Below are 16296 nucleotides of genomic sequence, written 5' to 3'. Positions count from 1 at the left end.
ATGCGTGCCTGCTATTGGGCGGGTGCGTCGTCACCCAGGATGATCGGTCCTATTGCCGATGGTGGCGGGAACAATGGGGACGGCATTCCAGGGTATGGGAGAGGGCCTATTCCCTGCAGGTTCTCCACTCCGGAAGACGTGCGTGTGCACACGCTACTGGTGCCCGGCATCCGGATGGTCATCCGGTCGGTGATCGTGTACGACGTCTGGACGGTCGACGTCAGCCCGGCGTTGAGGGTGCTCAGCGTGTTGTTCACGACTCCCGGGTGCTGCCGCTGGCGCTGTCGCGGCTTGTTTTGAGTGTCTGGTTTGGAATCGGGCTTGCTTCGCTGCTTACGGTCCGGGTCGGTCTTCGGGGTCTGCGGTCTCTGGTGGGGTTTGCCGCCTACCTGGATGGGTCCTGGTGAGAAGAGCACCTGGTAGGCCATCATCACCTGATTGTTGGGATTCTCCCAGTGGACCGTGGATTCTCCGGGCCATCTGGCGACCTGCCCAGGTCGAACGCGGATCTGGTTGCTCCACGGCCGATCGATGCGGTCCAACCGCCATTCGCCGGATTGGGGCAGGTAGACGATCGGCCGGAACATCACCCACGCCTCTCCCGACGTGGGGGCGTGAACGGTCGGGTTGTCCTGCGTAATCCGGAGTGATTTCACAAGGTCATGGCACGCCGCAGCCGGGGCCAGGTCGACTCTTCCAACGCGCCCTTCGTTGATGCTGTACTGCCCAGCTGACGCCTCGCCTGCTGCGGCTATGCAGCCCAGGGCGGTTGCTGTCGCGCAGGCTGCGACGATGAGTTGCTTCTTCACGCGTGCTCCATTCTCGAGGCTGGTCGGTCGCTCGGCGGATTATCGCCGGACCTGCCGCACCCCGGGCGTTCGGCTGCGATGGAGTTGCGCCAGCACCTTGAGACTAACAGTGATGTACATCACAGGCAGTCCCCAGTTTGGGGGACTCCGCCGCGGTCGGCGGTGATCGGCAGTGAGGCGGCGTAAGGAAAGTGGGATCGTCGTTGGCTGCGGAAAGCGTTCGACCCCGTCTCCCAACGGAGACGGGGTCGAGAAGTCGTACGGCGATCTACGATCGCTCGGGTCGGCTCAGGCCTGCGGGGTCTTGCGGCCGCGAAGTAGGTAGATCACCGGCAGGATACCCATCGAGTTCACCAGCGACAGTCCGGTGGCCCACGCCCACTTGGGACCGTTCACCTCGGCTGCGGACCGGGAAGCCAGATCCTGCCCGGCCCACACGCGCAGACCTGCGTCGACGGCGCTGACCGCGATGGCGGCGCCCTTCTGTCCGCGGGACAGGTCACTCCACTTCTTCTTATCCATGGCTGTCACCGTACCGGCGGGGCGACCCGATCCCGGGAATCCCGGGACCAATGGCTCATGCCGGTGTCGGCAGCGCTTCGTATCGTGGAAGGCACACGATCGGAAAATGTGAGGGGCCACACAATGGCGGGTGAGGCGGAGACACAGGAATGGGTCCGACCGTTGGCTGGTCTCACGCTGAACGATGCGCCGTCGGTCGGCGGCAAGGGCGCCAATCTGGGGGAACTGATCGGTGGCGGATTTCCGGTGCCGGGCGGCTTCGTCGTCACCAAAGAGGCGTACCTGGCGGCGATGGACGCGGCGGGCCTGCGCACCGAACTCGCTGCGCGGGCGCTGCCCCCGACCGGAGTGACCGAACAGGAACTGCTCGCCTTCGCCGAGGACGTGCGGACGCGCGTGTCGAAGGCGGCGATCCCGGACGCGATCGCCGGTTCGATCACCGAGGCCTATCGGAGGCTGGGCGATGATCGACGCGTCGCTGTGCGCTCGTCGGCGCCGGCCGAGGATGCGGCGGACACGTCCTTCGCCGGGATCCACGACAGCTTCACCGACGTCGCGGGCCCCGCTCAGCTGCTCGAGGCGATCGTGCGGTGCTGGATGTCGCTGTGGTCGGCGCGCGCCCTGACCTACCGCAAGGTGCAGAACGTCGAGGAGGAGCCGTCGGTCGCGGTAGTGGTGCAACTGATGGTCGATTCGGTGAGTGCGGGCGTGATGTTCACCGTCGACCCGCTCACCGGGGATCCCGACCGCATCATGATCGAGGCGGCCCGCGGCCTCGGCGAAGTGGTGGTCGGCGGTCAGGTGGAGCCGGACACGTACATGGTGAGCAAGACGGAGCCGCGCGCGGTGCTCAGCGCACACGTCGGGGCGCAGGCGTTCCAGCTCGTCGCCGGCGAGAGCGCCGACGAGGTGCCCGAACAGATCCCCGAGTCCGACCGCGGACGGCGCGTGCTCACCGATCGCCAGGTGTTGGCAGTGGCCGCGCTCGGTGTGGACGCCGAGAAGCACTACGGCGTGCCGCAGGACATGGAGTTCTCCTTCTGCCCATCCGCGAACGGCAGCGACCCGGACCTGTACATCGTGCAGTCACGGCCGATCACGACGCTGGCGCAGGGCGGCGCCGGCGCGGACTCCGGTCCCAGCGGTGCGGGCGAGCTGCTGGTCAGCGGCCTGGGTGCCAGCCCCGGCGTGGCGAGCGGACGCGTGCGGATCATGCGCGAGGTCGCCGACGCGGGCAGCCTGAACGACGGCGACGTCCTCGTCGCCCCGATGACCCGACCCGACTGGCTGCCGGTGCTGCGGCGTGCGTCGGCGATCGTGACCGACGGCGGCGGAATCACCTGCCACGCGGCGATCGTCGGACGCGAACTCGGCAAACCGGTGGTCGTCGGGGCGCGTGGAGCCACCGGCACCCTCGTCGAGGGTGCCCTCGTTACGGTGGACGGCAGCGCGGGCACGATCTCGGCGGGTGCCCCGGCACCCGGCGAGGTACGGCCGCTGCCGTCCGCTGAACCGGTGGCCGCCGCGCCGACGCGGGAAGTCACGGCGACCCGCGTCTACGTCAATCTGGCGACCCCGGATACCGCGGAGGAGGTGGCCGCCATGGACGTCGACGGTGTGGGTCTGTTGCGGGCCGAGTTCATGATCACCGAGGCGCTCGACGGGTTGCACCCGGCCAAGCTGCTCGCGGAGGGACGGCGCGCGGAGTATGTGGAGAAGATGGCGGCCGGGTGTCGACGATCGCGGCCGCGTTCGGTGATCGCCCCGTGGTCTATCGGGCCATCGACTTGCGCTCCAACGAGTTCGCCGCGCTCGACGGCGGCGACGTGGAACCGGACGAGGACAACCCGATGATCGGCTACCGGGGGTGCTACCGGTATGTCCGCGAACCGGAGTTGTTCCGCCTCGACCTCGACGTGATCGCCGCGGTGCGCGCGCGGCATACCAACGTGCACCTGATGATTCCGTTCGTGCGAACCAAATGGGAACTAGCGGAATGCCTTTCGCTGCTCGACGCGCATCCGCTGGGCCGGGACACCGGACTCAAGCGGTGGATCATGGCGGAGGTCCCCTCGGTGGTCTATTGGTTGCCGGAGTACGCTGCGCTCGGCATCGACGGCGTCTCCATCGGCAGCAACGACTTGACGCAGCTGATCCTCGGCGTCGACCGCGACTCCGAAGTCTGCAAGGACCTGTTCGACACCCGCGACCCGGCAGTGCTCGATGCGATCGACCAGATCATCGCGCGGGCCTCGGCGGCCGGGCTCACCACCTCGTTGTGCGGGCAGGCGGTGTCGCTGTATCCCGAACTCGCCGAACATCTCGTGCGACAGGGGATCACGTCGGTTTCGGTGACCCCGGACGCCGCCGTGGCCACGCGGCACAACGTGGCGGTGGCCGAGCGGGCGGTCATTCTGGAGGCGGCTCGGCGACGGGTCTGACGAGTTCGTCGAGGCCGGCGGAGCCTCCGATACTCGGCATGCGCGACCCGAGCCGCCTGCCGGCCGGTGCACCAGTTCGTGATGATCTACGAGGAGTTCATGCTGGCCTGGCTGGCGATGACGCTCGCGGTGATCCTGGTGGTCATCTCGCAGATCAAGATCAACGTCACCAACGCCTACTCCGGCTCGTTGGCGTGGACCAACTCGTTCACCCGGGTCACCGGCCGCTACCCCGGCCGCCTGGTGTTCGTGGTGGTGAACCTGGTGATCGCGCTGGTGCTGATGGAAGCGAACATGTTCAGCTTCCTGTCCGAGCTGCTGAACTTCTACGCCAACTGCGGTATCGCGTGGATCGTCGTGGTGGCCACCGACATCGTGGTGAACAAGTACCTGCTGAAGCTCAGCCCGATGCACCCGGAGTTCCGCCGCGGCATGCTGTACGCGGTCAATCCGGTCGGCTTCGTGTCGGTGATCGTCGCCGCGGGCGTGTCGATCATGGTCTTCTTCGGGGTCTTCGGCGCCGATGTCGCACCGATCTCCCCGTTGTTCGCGGCGGTTCTGGCCCTCGTCCTGCCGCCGATCCTCGCGATCGTCACCCAGGGCCGGTACTACCTGCGTCGCAGCGACGACGGCATCGATCTGCCGATGTTCGACGACGACGGCAATCCCAGCGACGCGAAGCTGTGGTGCTGCGTGACGCAGACCGAGTTCGAGCGCCCCGACATGCTCGCCTCGGCGGTGCCCGGACCGGACGGGGAGAAGCAGTACATCTCTTCGCTCGCGCTGGCCTGTGACCGCACCGGCGAACACATCCTGCCCGCCGATCCTCCGATCAGGTAGGACCGGCCCGCCGACGACCAGGGCGCCGGCACCTGCTTCGGCAGGTGGCGGCGCCCTTGCGGCCGGTGAGGTCAGGTCAGTCCGCTCCGTCTGTTTCCGCAGCGGGGACGGGGCCGGGGGCGTCGGGTTGGCCGACGAGTTCCTGGACGAACCGGGGCCACGCGGGGTCGCGCACGTAGTTGCTGTGGCCGCGGCTGAAGGCGTACTCGACGACCGGCGGCGGGTCGGGCAGCCAGCGCTCGTTGCCTATTTCCAGGTACCGGATCCGGGATTGGTCCTCGTCCGTGATCCCGCTGGTCCGCGTGGCCCAGGAAAACCTGTTCAGTCCCGTCACGGCGAGGGCATTCCCCTGGAAGCCGGCGACGCTCCCCTGCGGGTTCTGGTCGGCTCCGGGTAGCCGCACATTCCAGGAGAGGACACTGCCGCCGACCGGGTCGGTGGGGCGGATCAGATTGATCCATCGGCCGTCGAGGTCCTTGAAGAGGTGACAGTTGGAATGGAAATTGAGGTGCGCGGGGAAGGCACGCCCGTAGATCCAGCGCAATTGCGAGCCGTAGGTCAGCAGGCTGAGGTTCTGTGGCGTGGACACTTGGCGTCGCAACAGTCGTAAGGCGGCTGCGTACATGATGAGCGACCCCTGGCTGTGCCCGCAGAGGACGATCTTCCGCGTCGGGTCGGCCTTCTGCTCGTGCTCGACCCGGGTCACGATGTCGTGGATGACGACGGTCGCGTACGACTGCGGAACCACCGGATGTCCTTCGCGCGGCCAGAAGGACGCGACATCCCACAGCACGCCGAACTTACGGCCGACATCCGGACTGCGGATCGAGCGTTGAATGGCCCATCCGATCCCGCCAACGAACAGGATGAGGAGGACGGTGCCCAGCAGTTGGATCCACGTCATGACGGAGTTGGCGATGTAGTCCGCCCGGAGAAGCCAGATCGCGGCGATGAGAGCTGAGAAGATCGCCATCAGTAACACGAAGAGGACAGCCGGCAGGCGATCGTGGTTGGCAGCCAGTCCCCAGGCGCGCCGCACTGACCCCGGTGCAGGCGTGGTGGAGTCCATCCCAGACAGTGACCGTTGCCACGTGTCGGGATACTCCGATTGGTTTGGGAGCGGAACGATGACCCAACCGATGAAGCTGCGGAAGGCGAAGCAGAAGAGGGTCACGACGAGGACGAGGGCGCCGACGACGAGGAGCAGGAGTGCGATCAGACCCCACATCAGGCTGATTGCGGAATAGCTCCAGGGCATTTCGAGTGCGACGTCGCTCGGTGCTGTGGTCCACTTCCGGGCGGCAAGGAGTTCGAAACCGTGTGCCGCACCGGCACCGAAACCTGCACCGAACGCAATGCCGAGTCCACTGACCACCCAGGCCCCGAGGCCATGCAGCCATGGCCGGTAGCGGTCCGGGAAGCCGGCCCAGGAAGCGAACTTACTCCTGCACACCACCACCAACGAGGCGAGTAGCAGGCTTCCCGACAGGCAGAGGCAGATCACAAGTGTGATCTCGATGGGTCTGGATGTGCTGTACAGCGACCCGCTGCCGGGGTTATCCGCAAGTCGGTCCGGCAGATACCAGAAACCCATGCCTGCGGCCACGAGGTACGCGATGAGACCGGTAGTTCGGGCGACTGCCCGGATGAAGGCTTGGCACTGTGGCGGCAACCTGGCGCTGCGAGTGAACGCAGCCAGGTCGCGCAGATCGGTGCCGGCGAGCATCACCGCCAGTGCGATCAGCACGCCGAGCGGAATCAGCCACCAGTATCCGGCCTCGCCGTCGGGATTCGCCAGCGTCATGACCAGGACCAGCGTGGTGGGCGCGGCGATGCCGTGGACAGCGCGCAGCCCCGAAGCGAGGGGACTGCCGTCGTGGAAATCCTGCGATTCCAGGGTGGTCTCCGCTTCTGGACCGCCCCCTGCGGCTGCTGCCAGTTCAGTGTCCGCGGGTCCGACTTCGTCGACCTCGGTGAACCGGGTGATCGTAGTTATCAGGGCCATCAGTGCGATGAGAAGAACAGTTCCGGCGACAGCCAGCCTGTCCGGCTCACTGGCGAGCAGACCGTGCCCGGGAACTTTGCCCAGGCACCCTAAGCCGTCGGTGGCACTGCCCAAGCACTGATACGCCACCAGGTCGAGGACCAGCATCGAGACCTGCATTGTGAAGAGCACCGTCAGGGCCAGACCCAGCAGATGCATGGAGGCGCGCGTGAAGCGGGCCGCGATCGCGCCGCTGGAATCGGGGAGCATGGCGTACGCCATGTTGATCAGGGCGAACGGGATGAGGAGCGCCCACAGCGCCTTCTTCCAACCACCGGACGTCATGCTGCCCCAGGAATACGCCCAGACGTGATGGTCCGGGTTGCCCGGCTCGGTGACCGGATTGCCCTGAAGATCCACGAGATGCGTGAAGCCGCGGTCGGGCGCAGTGGAATCCGGAACGGCGTGGATCGCGCCGGTGTTGGCGGCAGCGGTGGGGCGGGCCAGGATCTGCTCGGGCGGCGTGCCACTGACCCCGTGCGTGCGGATCTCGAGGATCCGCGGTAGTCCGCGACCGGTGGAGGCCGTGGGCGTCGGGACGGCATCGTCGGACATGGCAACCTCCGTTCGCGCTACCTCGATGATCTACCCGAGGAAGCGCGAACGGAGGCGAACCGGCTGGTAGCGGTGGGGCGCGTGATTACAAGGCGACGGTGAGGAGCACGACGGCGTCGGTGTCGGCGCTGAGACCGTGTCGCACCGGCGGGATGTCCGTGCGGTCGCCCGCGGTCAACGCTTGGCTGCCGCCGTCGGGCACGGTGAGACGAACCTCGCCGCGCAGCACCTGGAGGGTGGCCTCGCCGGGCGACTCGTGGTCGTGCAGTGCCTGACCGGCGAGCAGCGCGATCACCGTCTCGCGGAGTCGGTCGCCGTGTCCGCGCACCGTCTCCGAGGCGCGGCCGGCCCGAGCCTGTGCCGCGTGGGCCAGCAGTTCGTCGGCCAGGGTGTTCAGGTTGACGGTGGTCATTTCTTCTCGCTTTCCGTGCGCGCGATACCGAAGATCGTGAACAGGCAGGCGACGGCGGCGAACGCCACCAGCAGACCCAGGCCGATGGTGTACGAGTGCGCCTCGGCGTCGTACGTCGCGCCCATCACCAGCGGTGGGAAGAACCCGCCGAGGCCGCCGGCCGCACCGACGATGCCGGTCACCGCGCCCACGCGGGCCGCCGGGGAGGCGATGGCCACCCAGGCGAACACGGCGCCCGCGCCCATGCCCATCATCACGGCCATCAGCAGGAAGTCGGCACCGGCCCACCAGGGCAGGGACGGCTTGAAGATCATCCACACGGCCAGCAGTGCCGCGCCGCCGCAGGAGATCGCGGTGATCAGTCGGGGACCGAACTTGTCCGACAGGATGCCACCGATCGGGCGGGCGACGACCGCCGCGATCGCGAAGCCCGCGGTGCGCGCACCGGCCGACTTGAGGTCGGTCATCTCGTAGACGTCGTTCAGGTAGGTCGGCAGGTAGGTGGAGAAGGCGACGAAGCCGCCGAAGGCCGCCGCGTACAGGAAGGACATCTGCCAGGTGATCGGCAGCTTGAGGGCGTCGACCAGCTTGGGGACCGCCTTGTCGGTGGCCGGCTCCCACGTCGGGGAGTCGCGCATCCACAGCCAGCAGATCACCGCGACCACCAGCAGCGCCACGGCCATGATGATGTGCGTGGGGAAGTAGCCGAACCATTCCTTGAACCGGGGCGTGAAGAAGGCCGACAGGGCGGTGCCGCCCATGCCGGCACCGAAGACACCGGTGGCGAAACCGCGCCGGTGCACCTCGTACCAGTTGTTCACGAACGGAATGCCGGCCGCGAAGCTGGTACCGGCGATGCCCAGGAAGAAGCCCACCACGATCATGAACGGGTACGACTTCAAGGAGCCTGCGACGGCCACCAGGATCACGAACGGGGCCGACAGCACCAGCAGCAGGGTGAACATCACCCGGCCGCCGTACTTCGGGGTGAGCACGCCGACGATGATGCGGCCCAGCGAGCCGACCAGGATCGGGACGGCGATCAGGATGGACTTCTGGGTGGAGCCCAGATCCATCTCGCCGGGGCTCGCGTAGAAGACGCCGAGCGGAGCGATGAGGTTCCACGCCCAGAAGGTGATGGCGAAGGCCAGCGTGGCCAGGATCAGGTTGCGGGTCTGCAGGGCCGGTGAATACACCGGGGCGTCGGCGGTGCTGGTGGTCATCGTCGGTCACGATCCTCGGTACCCACCGGCGCCCACGCCGACGGCAGCTCCTGCGAGCCGGGTGCGGAGCGTGCATCGCGGCTGCGGTACACGATGTACGGGCGGAACAGATAGTGCAGCGGTGCGGTGAAGATGTGCACCAGCCGAGTAAACGGCACCAGGATGAACATCAGCATGCCGATGACGACGTGGACGTGGAAGCGCAGCGGGGCCGCTTCCATCGCGTGGATGTCGGGTTGCAGGATCCAGATGGAGCGGAACCACGGGGAGACGGTCTCGCGGTAGTTCACGCCTGCGCCGTGCGGATCGATCATGCCGATGACGGTGATGTAGGTGCCGGCGACCAGCGCGGACACCAGCACCAGATACATCAGCTTGTCGTTGGCGGTGGTGGCGGCGAAGACCGGGCCGGTGGCACGACGACGATAGATCAGGATCGCGACGCCCACCAGGGTGGCGATCGCGGCGATGATGCCGCCGACCGCGGCGATCCAGTGGTACGCGTCCTCGCTGAGCCCGATCGCGTTGGTCCACGACTCCGGGATCACCAGGCCGATCGCGTGCCCCGCGATCACCGCCAGGATGCCGTAATGGAACAGCGGTGACCCGATGCGCAGCAGCTTGGATTCGTACAGCTCCGACGAGCGGGTGGTCCACCCGAACTTGTCATAGCGGTAGCGCCAGATGGTGCCGCCCACCACCGAGATCAGAGCCACGTAGGGGAGGACGCCCCAGAGGAAGATGTTCATCGCCAGCTCACCATCTGATCGGGCCGAGTCGATCGGCGGAGTCGTCGTTGCTCGTGTACAGCGGTAGTAGCTTGCGCCCGCCCGGGCCGCTCGGCGGCGGACCGCTCATGGCGGGGCCCGAGGAGTCGAGGCCGACGGCTTCGACGGCCGGGCCGGCCGCGGCCATCGCGAGCGCGGTGGCCTTGTCGGCGGGGGACGCGCCGGGCAGGGTCGCGCAGACGGCGGCCAATACGTCGGCGTACGGGGAGTCACGCTCGTCGAGCGCGATCCGAATCAGTTCGAGGGCCGGACGGTTCTCCACGAGCAGGGTGTGGCCGCCCTCGGCGTCGACGCGGGCGGCGAACTCGAGCACCATCGGCAGGTAGTCGGGGAGCTCGCCGTGGGTGTCCACGAGGAAGCCGGAGTCGCGGTAGCGCTGCTTGAAGGCGCCGAGCGAGGTGCCGCGGCGTCGCGTGTCCCCGTCGGTCCAGTACGTCAGATACAGCGTGTGCCGCCGCGTCATGTCGAAGACGTCCACGTAGTTCTGCCTGGCCGTCGCCGGATCGGCGGCCGCCAGATGTTCGACGACGCCGCGCAGCGTCCGCACGGCCGCCGAGTCGGGCTGCTCGTCGAGTGCCGCGGCCAGCATCGGCAGCCGGCCCAGCAGGTCGTCGTCCGGATAGCTCAAGCACCACGACGCACCCTGGTAGACGATCCGGTGATCGTCGCGCTTGCGTCCGACCCGACGGCGGGTGGCGGTCAACCGGTTGCGCATCAGCGGTCCCTGCTGTCCGGGAACATGCCCGGCGGCGTGCCGTTGCCATCCCAGTTGAGTAGGTTCACCCGGCCCTTCAGTGAGTGCTCACCGGCCGGGCGGTCGCTGGTCTGCCGCTGCTTGAGCGCCTGGAAGGTCTCCACCGACACCGGGGTGGGGCGCCCGCTGGCCTCGCCGAAGGCGCCGGACTCGTACATGCCGGGGCCGTCGTCGAAGTCGAGGGAGCAGCCCATCTCCTCCAGATTGTGCGCCTGCTCGTGGTGCGCGGTGGGGATGACGTACCGGTCCTCGTACTTGGCGATCGCCATCAGGCGGTACATCTCGTACATCGTCGACTCGTCCATGCCGACCGAGGCGGGGATCAGCGGATTCGGTTCGCGGCCGAGGGAGACGTCACGCATGTACGACCGCATGGCCGCCAGCTTGCGCAGCACGCCGTCGACCACGCTCACGTCACCCGCGGAGAACAGTTCGGCCAGGTACTCGATCGGGATGCGCAGCGCTTCGATGGCGCCGAACAGGGTCTCGTGGCCTTCGCCGTCGTGGCCCTGCTCGGTCAGCAGATCGACGATCGGCGACAGCGGCGGGACGTACCAGACCATCGGCATGGTGCGGTACTCCGGATGCAGGGGCAGCGCGACGCGGTACTTCTTGGCCAGCGCGTACACCGGCGAGCGCTGGGCGGCGTCCAACCAGTCGTCCGGGATACCCTCGGCGCGGGCGGCGGCGATGACCTCCGGGTCGAAGGGATCGAGCAGCAGATCGAGCTGCGCCTCGTACAGGTCCTTCTCATCGGGGGTGGACGCGGCGGCGGTCACGGCGTCGGCGTCGTACAAGAACAGGCCGATGTAGCGCAGCCGGCCCACGCACGTCTCCGAGCAGACGGTGGGCTGACCGACCTCGATGCGCGGATAGCAGAACGTACATTTCTCGGCCTTGCCCGAGCGGTGGTTGAAGTAGATCTTCTTGTACGGGCAGCCGGTGATGCACTGACGCCAGCCGCGGCAGCGGTCCTGATCCACCAGCACGATGCCGTCTTCTTCGCGCTTGTAGATGGCGCCCGACGGGCACGATGCCATGCACGACGGGTTGAGGCAGTGCTCGCAGATGCGCGGCAGGTAGAACATGAACGTCTGCTCGAACGAGAACTTGATCTTGTCCTCGGACTCCTTGCGGATCTTCGCGACGATCGGGTCGAGGTGACCGAACGACGTGGTGCCGCCGAGGTTGTCGTCCCAGTTGGCCGACCACGACACCTTCATGTCCTCGCCGGTGATCAGCGACTTGGGGCGGGCCACCGGGAAGTCGTCGCCGAGCGGCGCGCTGACCAGTGTCTCGTAGTCGTAGGTCCACGGCTCGTAGTAGTCGTCGAGCGTGGGCTGCACGGGGCTGTGGAAGATGGTGAACAGTTTCTGCAGGCGGCCGCCGGTGCGCAGGCGCAGATCGCCCTTGCGGTTGAGTTCCCAGCCGCCCTTCCAGCGTTCCTGGTCCTCGTAGGTGCGGGGATAGCCGAGGCCCGGGCGGGTCTCGACGTTGTTGAACCACACGTACTCGGTGCCGGCTCGGTTGGTCCACGCCTGCTTGCAGGTCACCGAACAGGTGTGGCAGCCGATGCATTTGTCGAGATTCATCACCATCCCGACCTGAGCCATCACTCGCATCAGTAGGTCACCTCCTGGCTGCGCTTGCGGATAGTGGAGACGTTGTCGCGTTGATTCCCGGTGGGCCCGAGGTAGTTGAACGCGTAGGACAGCTGGGCGTAGCCGCCGATGAGGTGCGACGGTTTCACCAGCAGGCGGGTCACCGAGTTGTGGATGCCGCCGCGGCGGCCGGTGGCCTCCGACTTCGGGACGTCGATGGTGCGTTCCTGCGCGTGGTGCACGTAGGTGACGCCGACCGGAATGCGGTGACTCACCACGGCGCGGGCCACGAAGACGCCGTTGGTGTTGACGCATTCGATCCAGTCGTTGTCGGCCACGTCGATCGACGCCGCGTCCTCCGGTGACAGCCAGGCGGTGGGCCCGCCGCGCGAGAGCGACAGCATGAACAGGTTGTCCTGGTACTCCGAGTGGATCGACCACTTGTTGTGCGGGGTCAGGTAGCGGACGGTGATCTCCTTCTCACCCGTCGGCCCGAGCTTGGGTTCCCCGAACAATCGGTGCATGTCCAGCGGTGGACGGTAGAGCGGGAGGGCCTCGCCGATGTCGAGCATCCAGTCGTGGTCGAGGTAGTAGTGCATGCGACCGGTGAGGGTGTGGAAAGGCTTGTCGCGTTCGATGTTGACGGTGAACGGTGCGTACCGTCGACCGCCGGTCTCACTGCCCGACCACTCCGGCGAGGTGATCACCGGGACCGGCTGCTTCTGGGTGTCGGCGAACGAGATCCGCTTCTCCTCGGCGCCGGCCGCCAGATCCACCAGCTTCTTGCCGACCCGCTTCTGCAGCTTCTCGAAACCGTCGACGGCGAGCTCGCCGTTGGTGGTGCCGGAGAACATCAGGATGGCTTCGGCCATCTTGGCGTCGGTGTCGATGGCCGGACGGCCGTCAGACACGCTGCCGTTCGCCGAGAGCATCACGCCGTTGGTGGCGGCCAGCTTCGGGATCTGCGAGGCGATGTCGAAGGTGACGTTCTTGACGGTGAAGCCCATCGTGTCCGCGAGCGGGCCGACGGAGGCCAGCTTGTCGGCGATGGCCGTGTAGTCGCGCTCCACCACGCTGAACATCGGCATGTTCTTGCCCGGGATCCCCGGGTTGCCGGTCTCGCGCCAGTCGATCACGCGGCCGTGGGCCTGCGCCATCTCGCCGGGGGTGTCGTGCTGCACCGGGACGCTCACCAGGTCGTGCACCACGCCGAGATGCTTCTCGGCCTGGCGGGACAGCTCCTGGGCGAGCAGGTGGAACAGGTCGAAGTCGCTCTTGGCCTCCCACGGCGGGTCGATGGCCGGGGTGAAGGCGTGGACGAACGGGTGCATGTCCGTGGAGCTCAGGTCGTGCTTCTCGTACCATGTGGCGGCCGGGAGCACGATGTCGCTGAGCAGGGTGGTCGACGTCATGCGGAAGTCCGCCGACAGCAGCAGGTCGAGCTTGCCCTCGGGCGCCTGATCGTGCCAGCGCACCTCGGCCGGACGCGGCGTGTTCGGGTTCTCCGTGCCGAGCACGTTGTGATGGGTGCCGAGGAGGTGGCGCAGGAAGTACTCGTCGCCCTTGGCCGAACTGCCCAGCAGGTTGGACCGCCACAGCACCAGGGTGCGCGGCCAGTTCTCCGGGGCGTCGACGTCGGCGATCGCGGGGGTGAGGTCGCCGTCGCAGAGCGCCTTCGCGACGTAGGCCGCCGGAGTGTCCGCGGTGCCCGCGGCCACGGCGGCGTTCGCGTCGTCGGCCACCTGCAGCGGGTTGGTGCTGAACTGCGGGTAGAACGGCATCCAGCCCATCGCCGCCGACTGCGCGACCGCGTCGGCGGTGTGCGCGTGATCGAGGGTGCCGCGCGAGAGCGGCGAGGTGAGGGCGGTGGTGGAGTAGCCGTCGTTGCGCCACTGATCGGTGTGCATGTACCAGTACGACGTGCCCGGTTGGGTGCGCGGCGGCCGCGACCAGTCGAGCGCGTTGGCCAGCGAGATCCAGCCGGTGATCGGCCGGCACTTCTCCTGGCCGACGTAGTGCGCCCAGCCGCCGCCGTTGCGGCCCATGCTGCCGGTGAGGGTGAGCATGGCCAGGATGGCGCGGTAGGTGGCGTCACCGTGGAACCACTGGCAGATGCCGGCACCCATGATGATCATCGACCGGCCGCCGGACTCACGGGCGTTGACCGCGAACTCGCGGGCGATGCGGATGGCCTGCTCGGCGGGAACGCTGGTGATCGCGGCCTGCCAGGCCGGGGTGTACGGGGTGTTCGGGTCGTCGTACCCGGTGGCCCACTGTCCGGGCAGACCGTCGCGGCCGACGCCGTACTGGGCCAGCATCAGGTCGAACACGGTGGTCACCAGGCGGCCGGCGATGCGACGGGCCGGAACGCCGCGGGACATCACCGAGCCGCTACCGTCGGGGGCTTCGAACGCGGGCAGGCTCACGGCGACCGGTTCGGCGCCGTCGGTGCCGTACAGGCTCAGGCGCGGAGTGACGCCCTCGAGGTCCAGGTTCCAGTCGCCTTCGCCGGAGTCGGAGTAGCGGAAACCAATGGAGCCCTTGGGGACCACCGGTTCGCCGGTGGCGTCGTCGATCAGGACGGTCTTCCACTCCTCCTCGGGCGCGGTGGCGGTGCCGCCGGTGAGGGCTTCGGCGGTGAGGAACTTGCCGGGCACCAGGGTGGTGGTGCCGTCGGCGTCGAACTCGTCGAGCTCGATGAGGAACGGCAGGTCGGTGTACTTGCCGCTGAACTCGGTGAAGAAGTCGGTGGTGTGATCGACGTAGAACTCTTTCAGGATCACGTGACCCATCGCCATGGCGAGCGCGGCGTCGGTGCCGGCCTGCGCGGGCACCCATTCGTCGGCGAACTTGATGTTGTCGGCGTAGTCCGGGGCCACCCCGACCACCTTGGTGCCGCGGTAGCGCACCTCGGCCATCCAGTGGGCGGGTCAAGTCCCGAGTAGTGGTGTAGCGCTGCGATCCTTCGTTGGTGCTGGTTAAGCGCTGAGTTCGTGGGTGGTGTCGGCGTTTACCTCGATTCCGGTGGCGGGGACGGGGGTGAGTCGGCTTTTGGCGAGGATGTCCAGGCCGAGGTAGCGGCGGCCTTCTGCCCATTCGTCGGTCTGTTCGGCCAGGACTGCGCCGACCAGACGGACGATCGCGTCACGGTTGGGAAAGATCCCAACGCTGTCGGTGCGGCGTCGGATCTCCCGGTTGAGGCGTTCGTTGGGGTTGTTAGACCAGATCTGCTGCCAGAGTCCTTCGGGGAAACCGGTGAAGGCCAGGATGTCGGCCCGAGCGGTGTCGAGGTGATCGTGCGCGTCAGGCAGTTTGGTGTCGACGTAGTCGAGCAGTCGGTCGAACTGGGCGTTGACCGAGGCGGCGTCGGGCTGGTCGTATACCGAGTGCAGCATCGCTTTGACTGCCGGCCACAGACTTTTCGGGGTGACGCTCATCAGGTTCGCCGCGTAGTGGGTGCGGCAGCGTTGCCATGCTGCCCCGGGCAGGTTCGCTGCGATCGCTTCGACGAGGCCGGCATGAGCATCGCTGGTTACCAGCCGGACTCCGGTCAGGCCGCGGGCGACCAGGTCGGCAAAGAAGCTGTTCCACGCCACTGTGGTTTCCGCGGTGGCTACCTGCAGGCCCAAGACCTCTCGGCGCCCGTCGGCGTTGACCCCGGTCGCGACCAGCACGACCGCGTTGACCACGCGACCACCTTCACGGACCTTCATCGTCAACGCGTCCGCGGCGACGAACGTGAACGGGCCCGCTTCACTCAAGGGGCGGTGCCGGAACTGCTCGACGTGCTCATCGAGATCAGCGGCCATCCGCGAGACCTGGGACTTCGACAGCGAGTTGATCCCCAGTGTCTTGACAAGCTTGTCCATGCGGCGGCTGGACACCCCGGCGAGGTAGCAGTCAGCGACCACGGTGATCAACGCTGCTTCGGAGCGTTTGCGCCGCTCGAGCAGCCATTCCGGGAAATACGTGCCCTGCCGCAGTTTGGGGACAGCGACATCGATCGTTCCGACCCGAGTATCGAGGGCGCGGTGCCGGTATCCGTTGCGCTGGTTGGTGCGCTCAGCTGATCGCTGCCCCCATTCAGCGCCGCATACCGCGTCGGCATCAGCGGAGAGCAGGGCGTTGATCACAGCTTGCAGCAGTTCGCGCATCAAGTCCGGCGACGCATCGCTCAGGGCTTGGCTCAGCAAGCCCGAAGGGTCGACAATGTGTGGTGCGGTCATCGTGATGACTCCGTTCGAGTGGGTTGTAGGAGATTCCTCGAAGGATCACACGGTGACCGCTCCCGCTCCGAGCAACGACAC

General features: G+C 67.2%; 9 protein-coding genes and 3 pseudogenes. 2 read left to right on the top strand and 10 right to left on the bottom strand.

Annotated features, from left to right (window positions below):
* Nucleotides 1-11 precede the first annotated feature (11 nt).
* The gene (locus MUG78_RS02550; protein WP_246991891.1) at nucleotides 12-809 is read right to left on the bottom strand and encodes a hypothetical protein; all 798 of its coding nucleotides are present in this window, start codon (nucleotides 807-809) and stop codon (nucleotides 12-14) included.
* 288 nt (nucleotides 810-1097) lie between these two features.
* Complete coding sequence (locus tag MUG78_RS02545) at nucleotides 1098-1331, bottom strand: DUF5652 family protein (RefSeq protein WP_246991889.1); 234 nt, start codon at nucleotides 1329-1331, stop codon at nucleotides 1098-1100.
* A 123-nt stretch (nucleotides 1332-1454) separates the two neighbouring features.
* On the opposite strand from MUG78_RS02545, the pseudogene ppsA reads away from it, so the two are divergent.
* Both ppsA and MUG78_RS02535 read left to right on the top strand, forming a co-directional pair.
* Nucleotides 1455-3772, top strand: a pseudogene (gene ppsA / locus MUG78_RS02540) (phosphoenolpyruvate synthase).
* A gap of 54 nt (nucleotides 3773-3826) precedes the next feature.
* Nucleotides 3827-4612 (top strand): annotated as a pseudogene (locus tag MUG78_RS02535) (purine-cytosine permease family protein); the annotation flags it as partial.
* A 76-nt stretch (nucleotides 4613-4688) separates the two neighbouring features.
* Here MUG78_RS02535 and MUG78_RS02530 read toward each other — a convergent pair.
* The 8 genes and pseudogenes from MUG78_RS02530 to MUG78_RS02495 all read right to left on the bottom strand — a co-directional run bounded on the left by MUG78_RS02530 (nucleotide 4689) and on the right by MUG78_RS02495 (nucleotide 16215).
* Nucleotides 4689-7211 carry a hypothetical protein gene (locus MUG78_RS02530; RefSeq protein WP_246991886.1) on the bottom strand — a complete coding sequence of 841 codons (2523 nt, stop codon included), beginning with the start codon at nucleotides 7209-7211 and terminating at the stop codon, nucleotides 4689-4691.
* A gap of 85 nt (nucleotides 7212-7296) precedes the next feature.
* Nucleotides 7297-7623, bottom strand: a complete 327-nt coding sequence (locus tag MUG78_RS02525; RefSeq protein WP_246991883.1) for a cupin domain-containing protein — start codon at nucleotides 7621-7623, stop codon at nucleotides 7297-7299.
* Nucleotides 7620-8846 (bottom strand): MFS transporter, encoded by a 1227-nt coding sequence (locus MUG78_RS02520; RefSeq protein WP_246991881.1) that lies wholly within the window; start codon nucleotides 8844-8846, stop codon nucleotides 7620-7622. The genes MUG78_RS02525 and MUG78_RS02520 overlap by 4 nt, the downstream gene beginning before the upstream one ends.
* Entirely contained in the window at nucleotides 8843-9595 is a 753-nt protein-coding gene (gene narI, locus MUG78_RS02515; protein ID WP_246991879.1) for a respiratory nitrate reductase subunit gamma, read from the bottom strand. Before narI ends, MUG78_RS02520 begins: the two co-directional genes overlap by 4 nt.
* A 7-nt stretch (nucleotides 9596-9602) precedes the next feature.
* Entirely contained in the window at nucleotides 9603-10349 is a 747-nt protein-coding gene (gene narJ, locus MUG78_RS02510) for a nitrate reductase molybdenum cofactor assembly chaperone (RefSeq protein ID WP_246991877.1), read from the bottom strand.
* The gene (gene narH / locus MUG78_RS02505) at nucleotides 10349-12010 is read right to left on the bottom strand and encodes a nitrate reductase subunit beta (RefSeq protein ID WP_246991875.1); all 1662 of its coding nucleotides are present in this window, start codon (nucleotides 12008-12010) and stop codon (nucleotides 10349-10351) included. Before narH ends, narJ begins: the two co-directional genes overlap by 1 nt.
* Nucleotides 12010-14916: pseudogene (locus MUG78_RS02500) on the bottom strand (nitrate reductase subunit alpha); the annotation flags it as partial. The gene narH and the pseudogene MUG78_RS02500, both read right to left, overlap by 1 nt.
* Nucleotides 14917-14967: 51 nt before the next feature.
* The gene (locus tag MUG78_RS02495) at nucleotides 14968-16215 is read right to left on the bottom strand and encodes an IS256 family transposase (RefSeq protein WP_246991873.1); all 1248 of its coding nucleotides are present in this window, start codon (nucleotides 16213-16215) and stop codon (nucleotides 14968-14970) included.
* Nucleotides 16216-16296 lie beyond the last annotated feature (81 nt).

The sequence above is a fragment of the Gordonia alkaliphila genome, from assembly GCF_023017165.1.
Taxonomy (GTDB): Bacteria; Actinomycetota; Actinomycetes; order Mycobacteriales; family Mycobacteriaceae; genus Gordonia; species Gordonia alkaliphila.
The sequence above is the reverse complement of the archived record's forward strand: the minus strand, read 5'-3'. Positions and strand labels throughout refer to the sequence as shown.

Bases quoted from the DNA above. Each gene is read 5' to 3' on its own strand.
- MUG78_RS02525 (WP_246991883.1), bottom strand. From the start codon at position 7,623: ATGACCACCGTCAACCTGAACACCCTGGCCGACGAACTGCTGGCCCAC.
- MUG78_RS02520 (WP_246991881.1), bottom strand. From the start codon at position 8,846: ATGACCACCAGCACCGCCGACGCCCCGGTGTATTCACCGGCCCTGCAG.
- MUG78_RS02495 (WP_246991873.1), bottom strand. From the start codon at position 16,215: ATGACCGCACCACACATTGTCGACCCTTCGGGCTTGCTGAGCCAAGCC.
- narJ (WP_246991877.1), bottom strand. From the start codon at position 10,349: ATGCGCAACCGGTTGACCGCCACCCGCCGTCGGGTCGGACGCAAGCGC.
- narI (WP_246991879.1), bottom strand. From the start codon at position 9,595: ATGAACATCTTCCTCTGGGGCGTCCTCCCCTACGTGGCTCTGATCTCG.
- MUG78_RS02530 (WP_246991886.1), bottom strand. From the start codon at position 7,211: ATGTCCGACGATGCCGTCCCGACGCCCACGGCCTCCACCGGTCGCGGA.
- MUG78_RS02545 (WP_246991889.1), bottom strand. From the start codon at position 1,331: ATGGATAAGAAGAAGTGGAGTGACCTGTCCCGCGGACAGAAGGGCGCC.
- narH (WP_246991875.1), bottom strand. From the start codon at position 12,010: ATGCGAGTGATGGCTCAGGTCGGGATGGTGATGAATCTCGACAAATGC.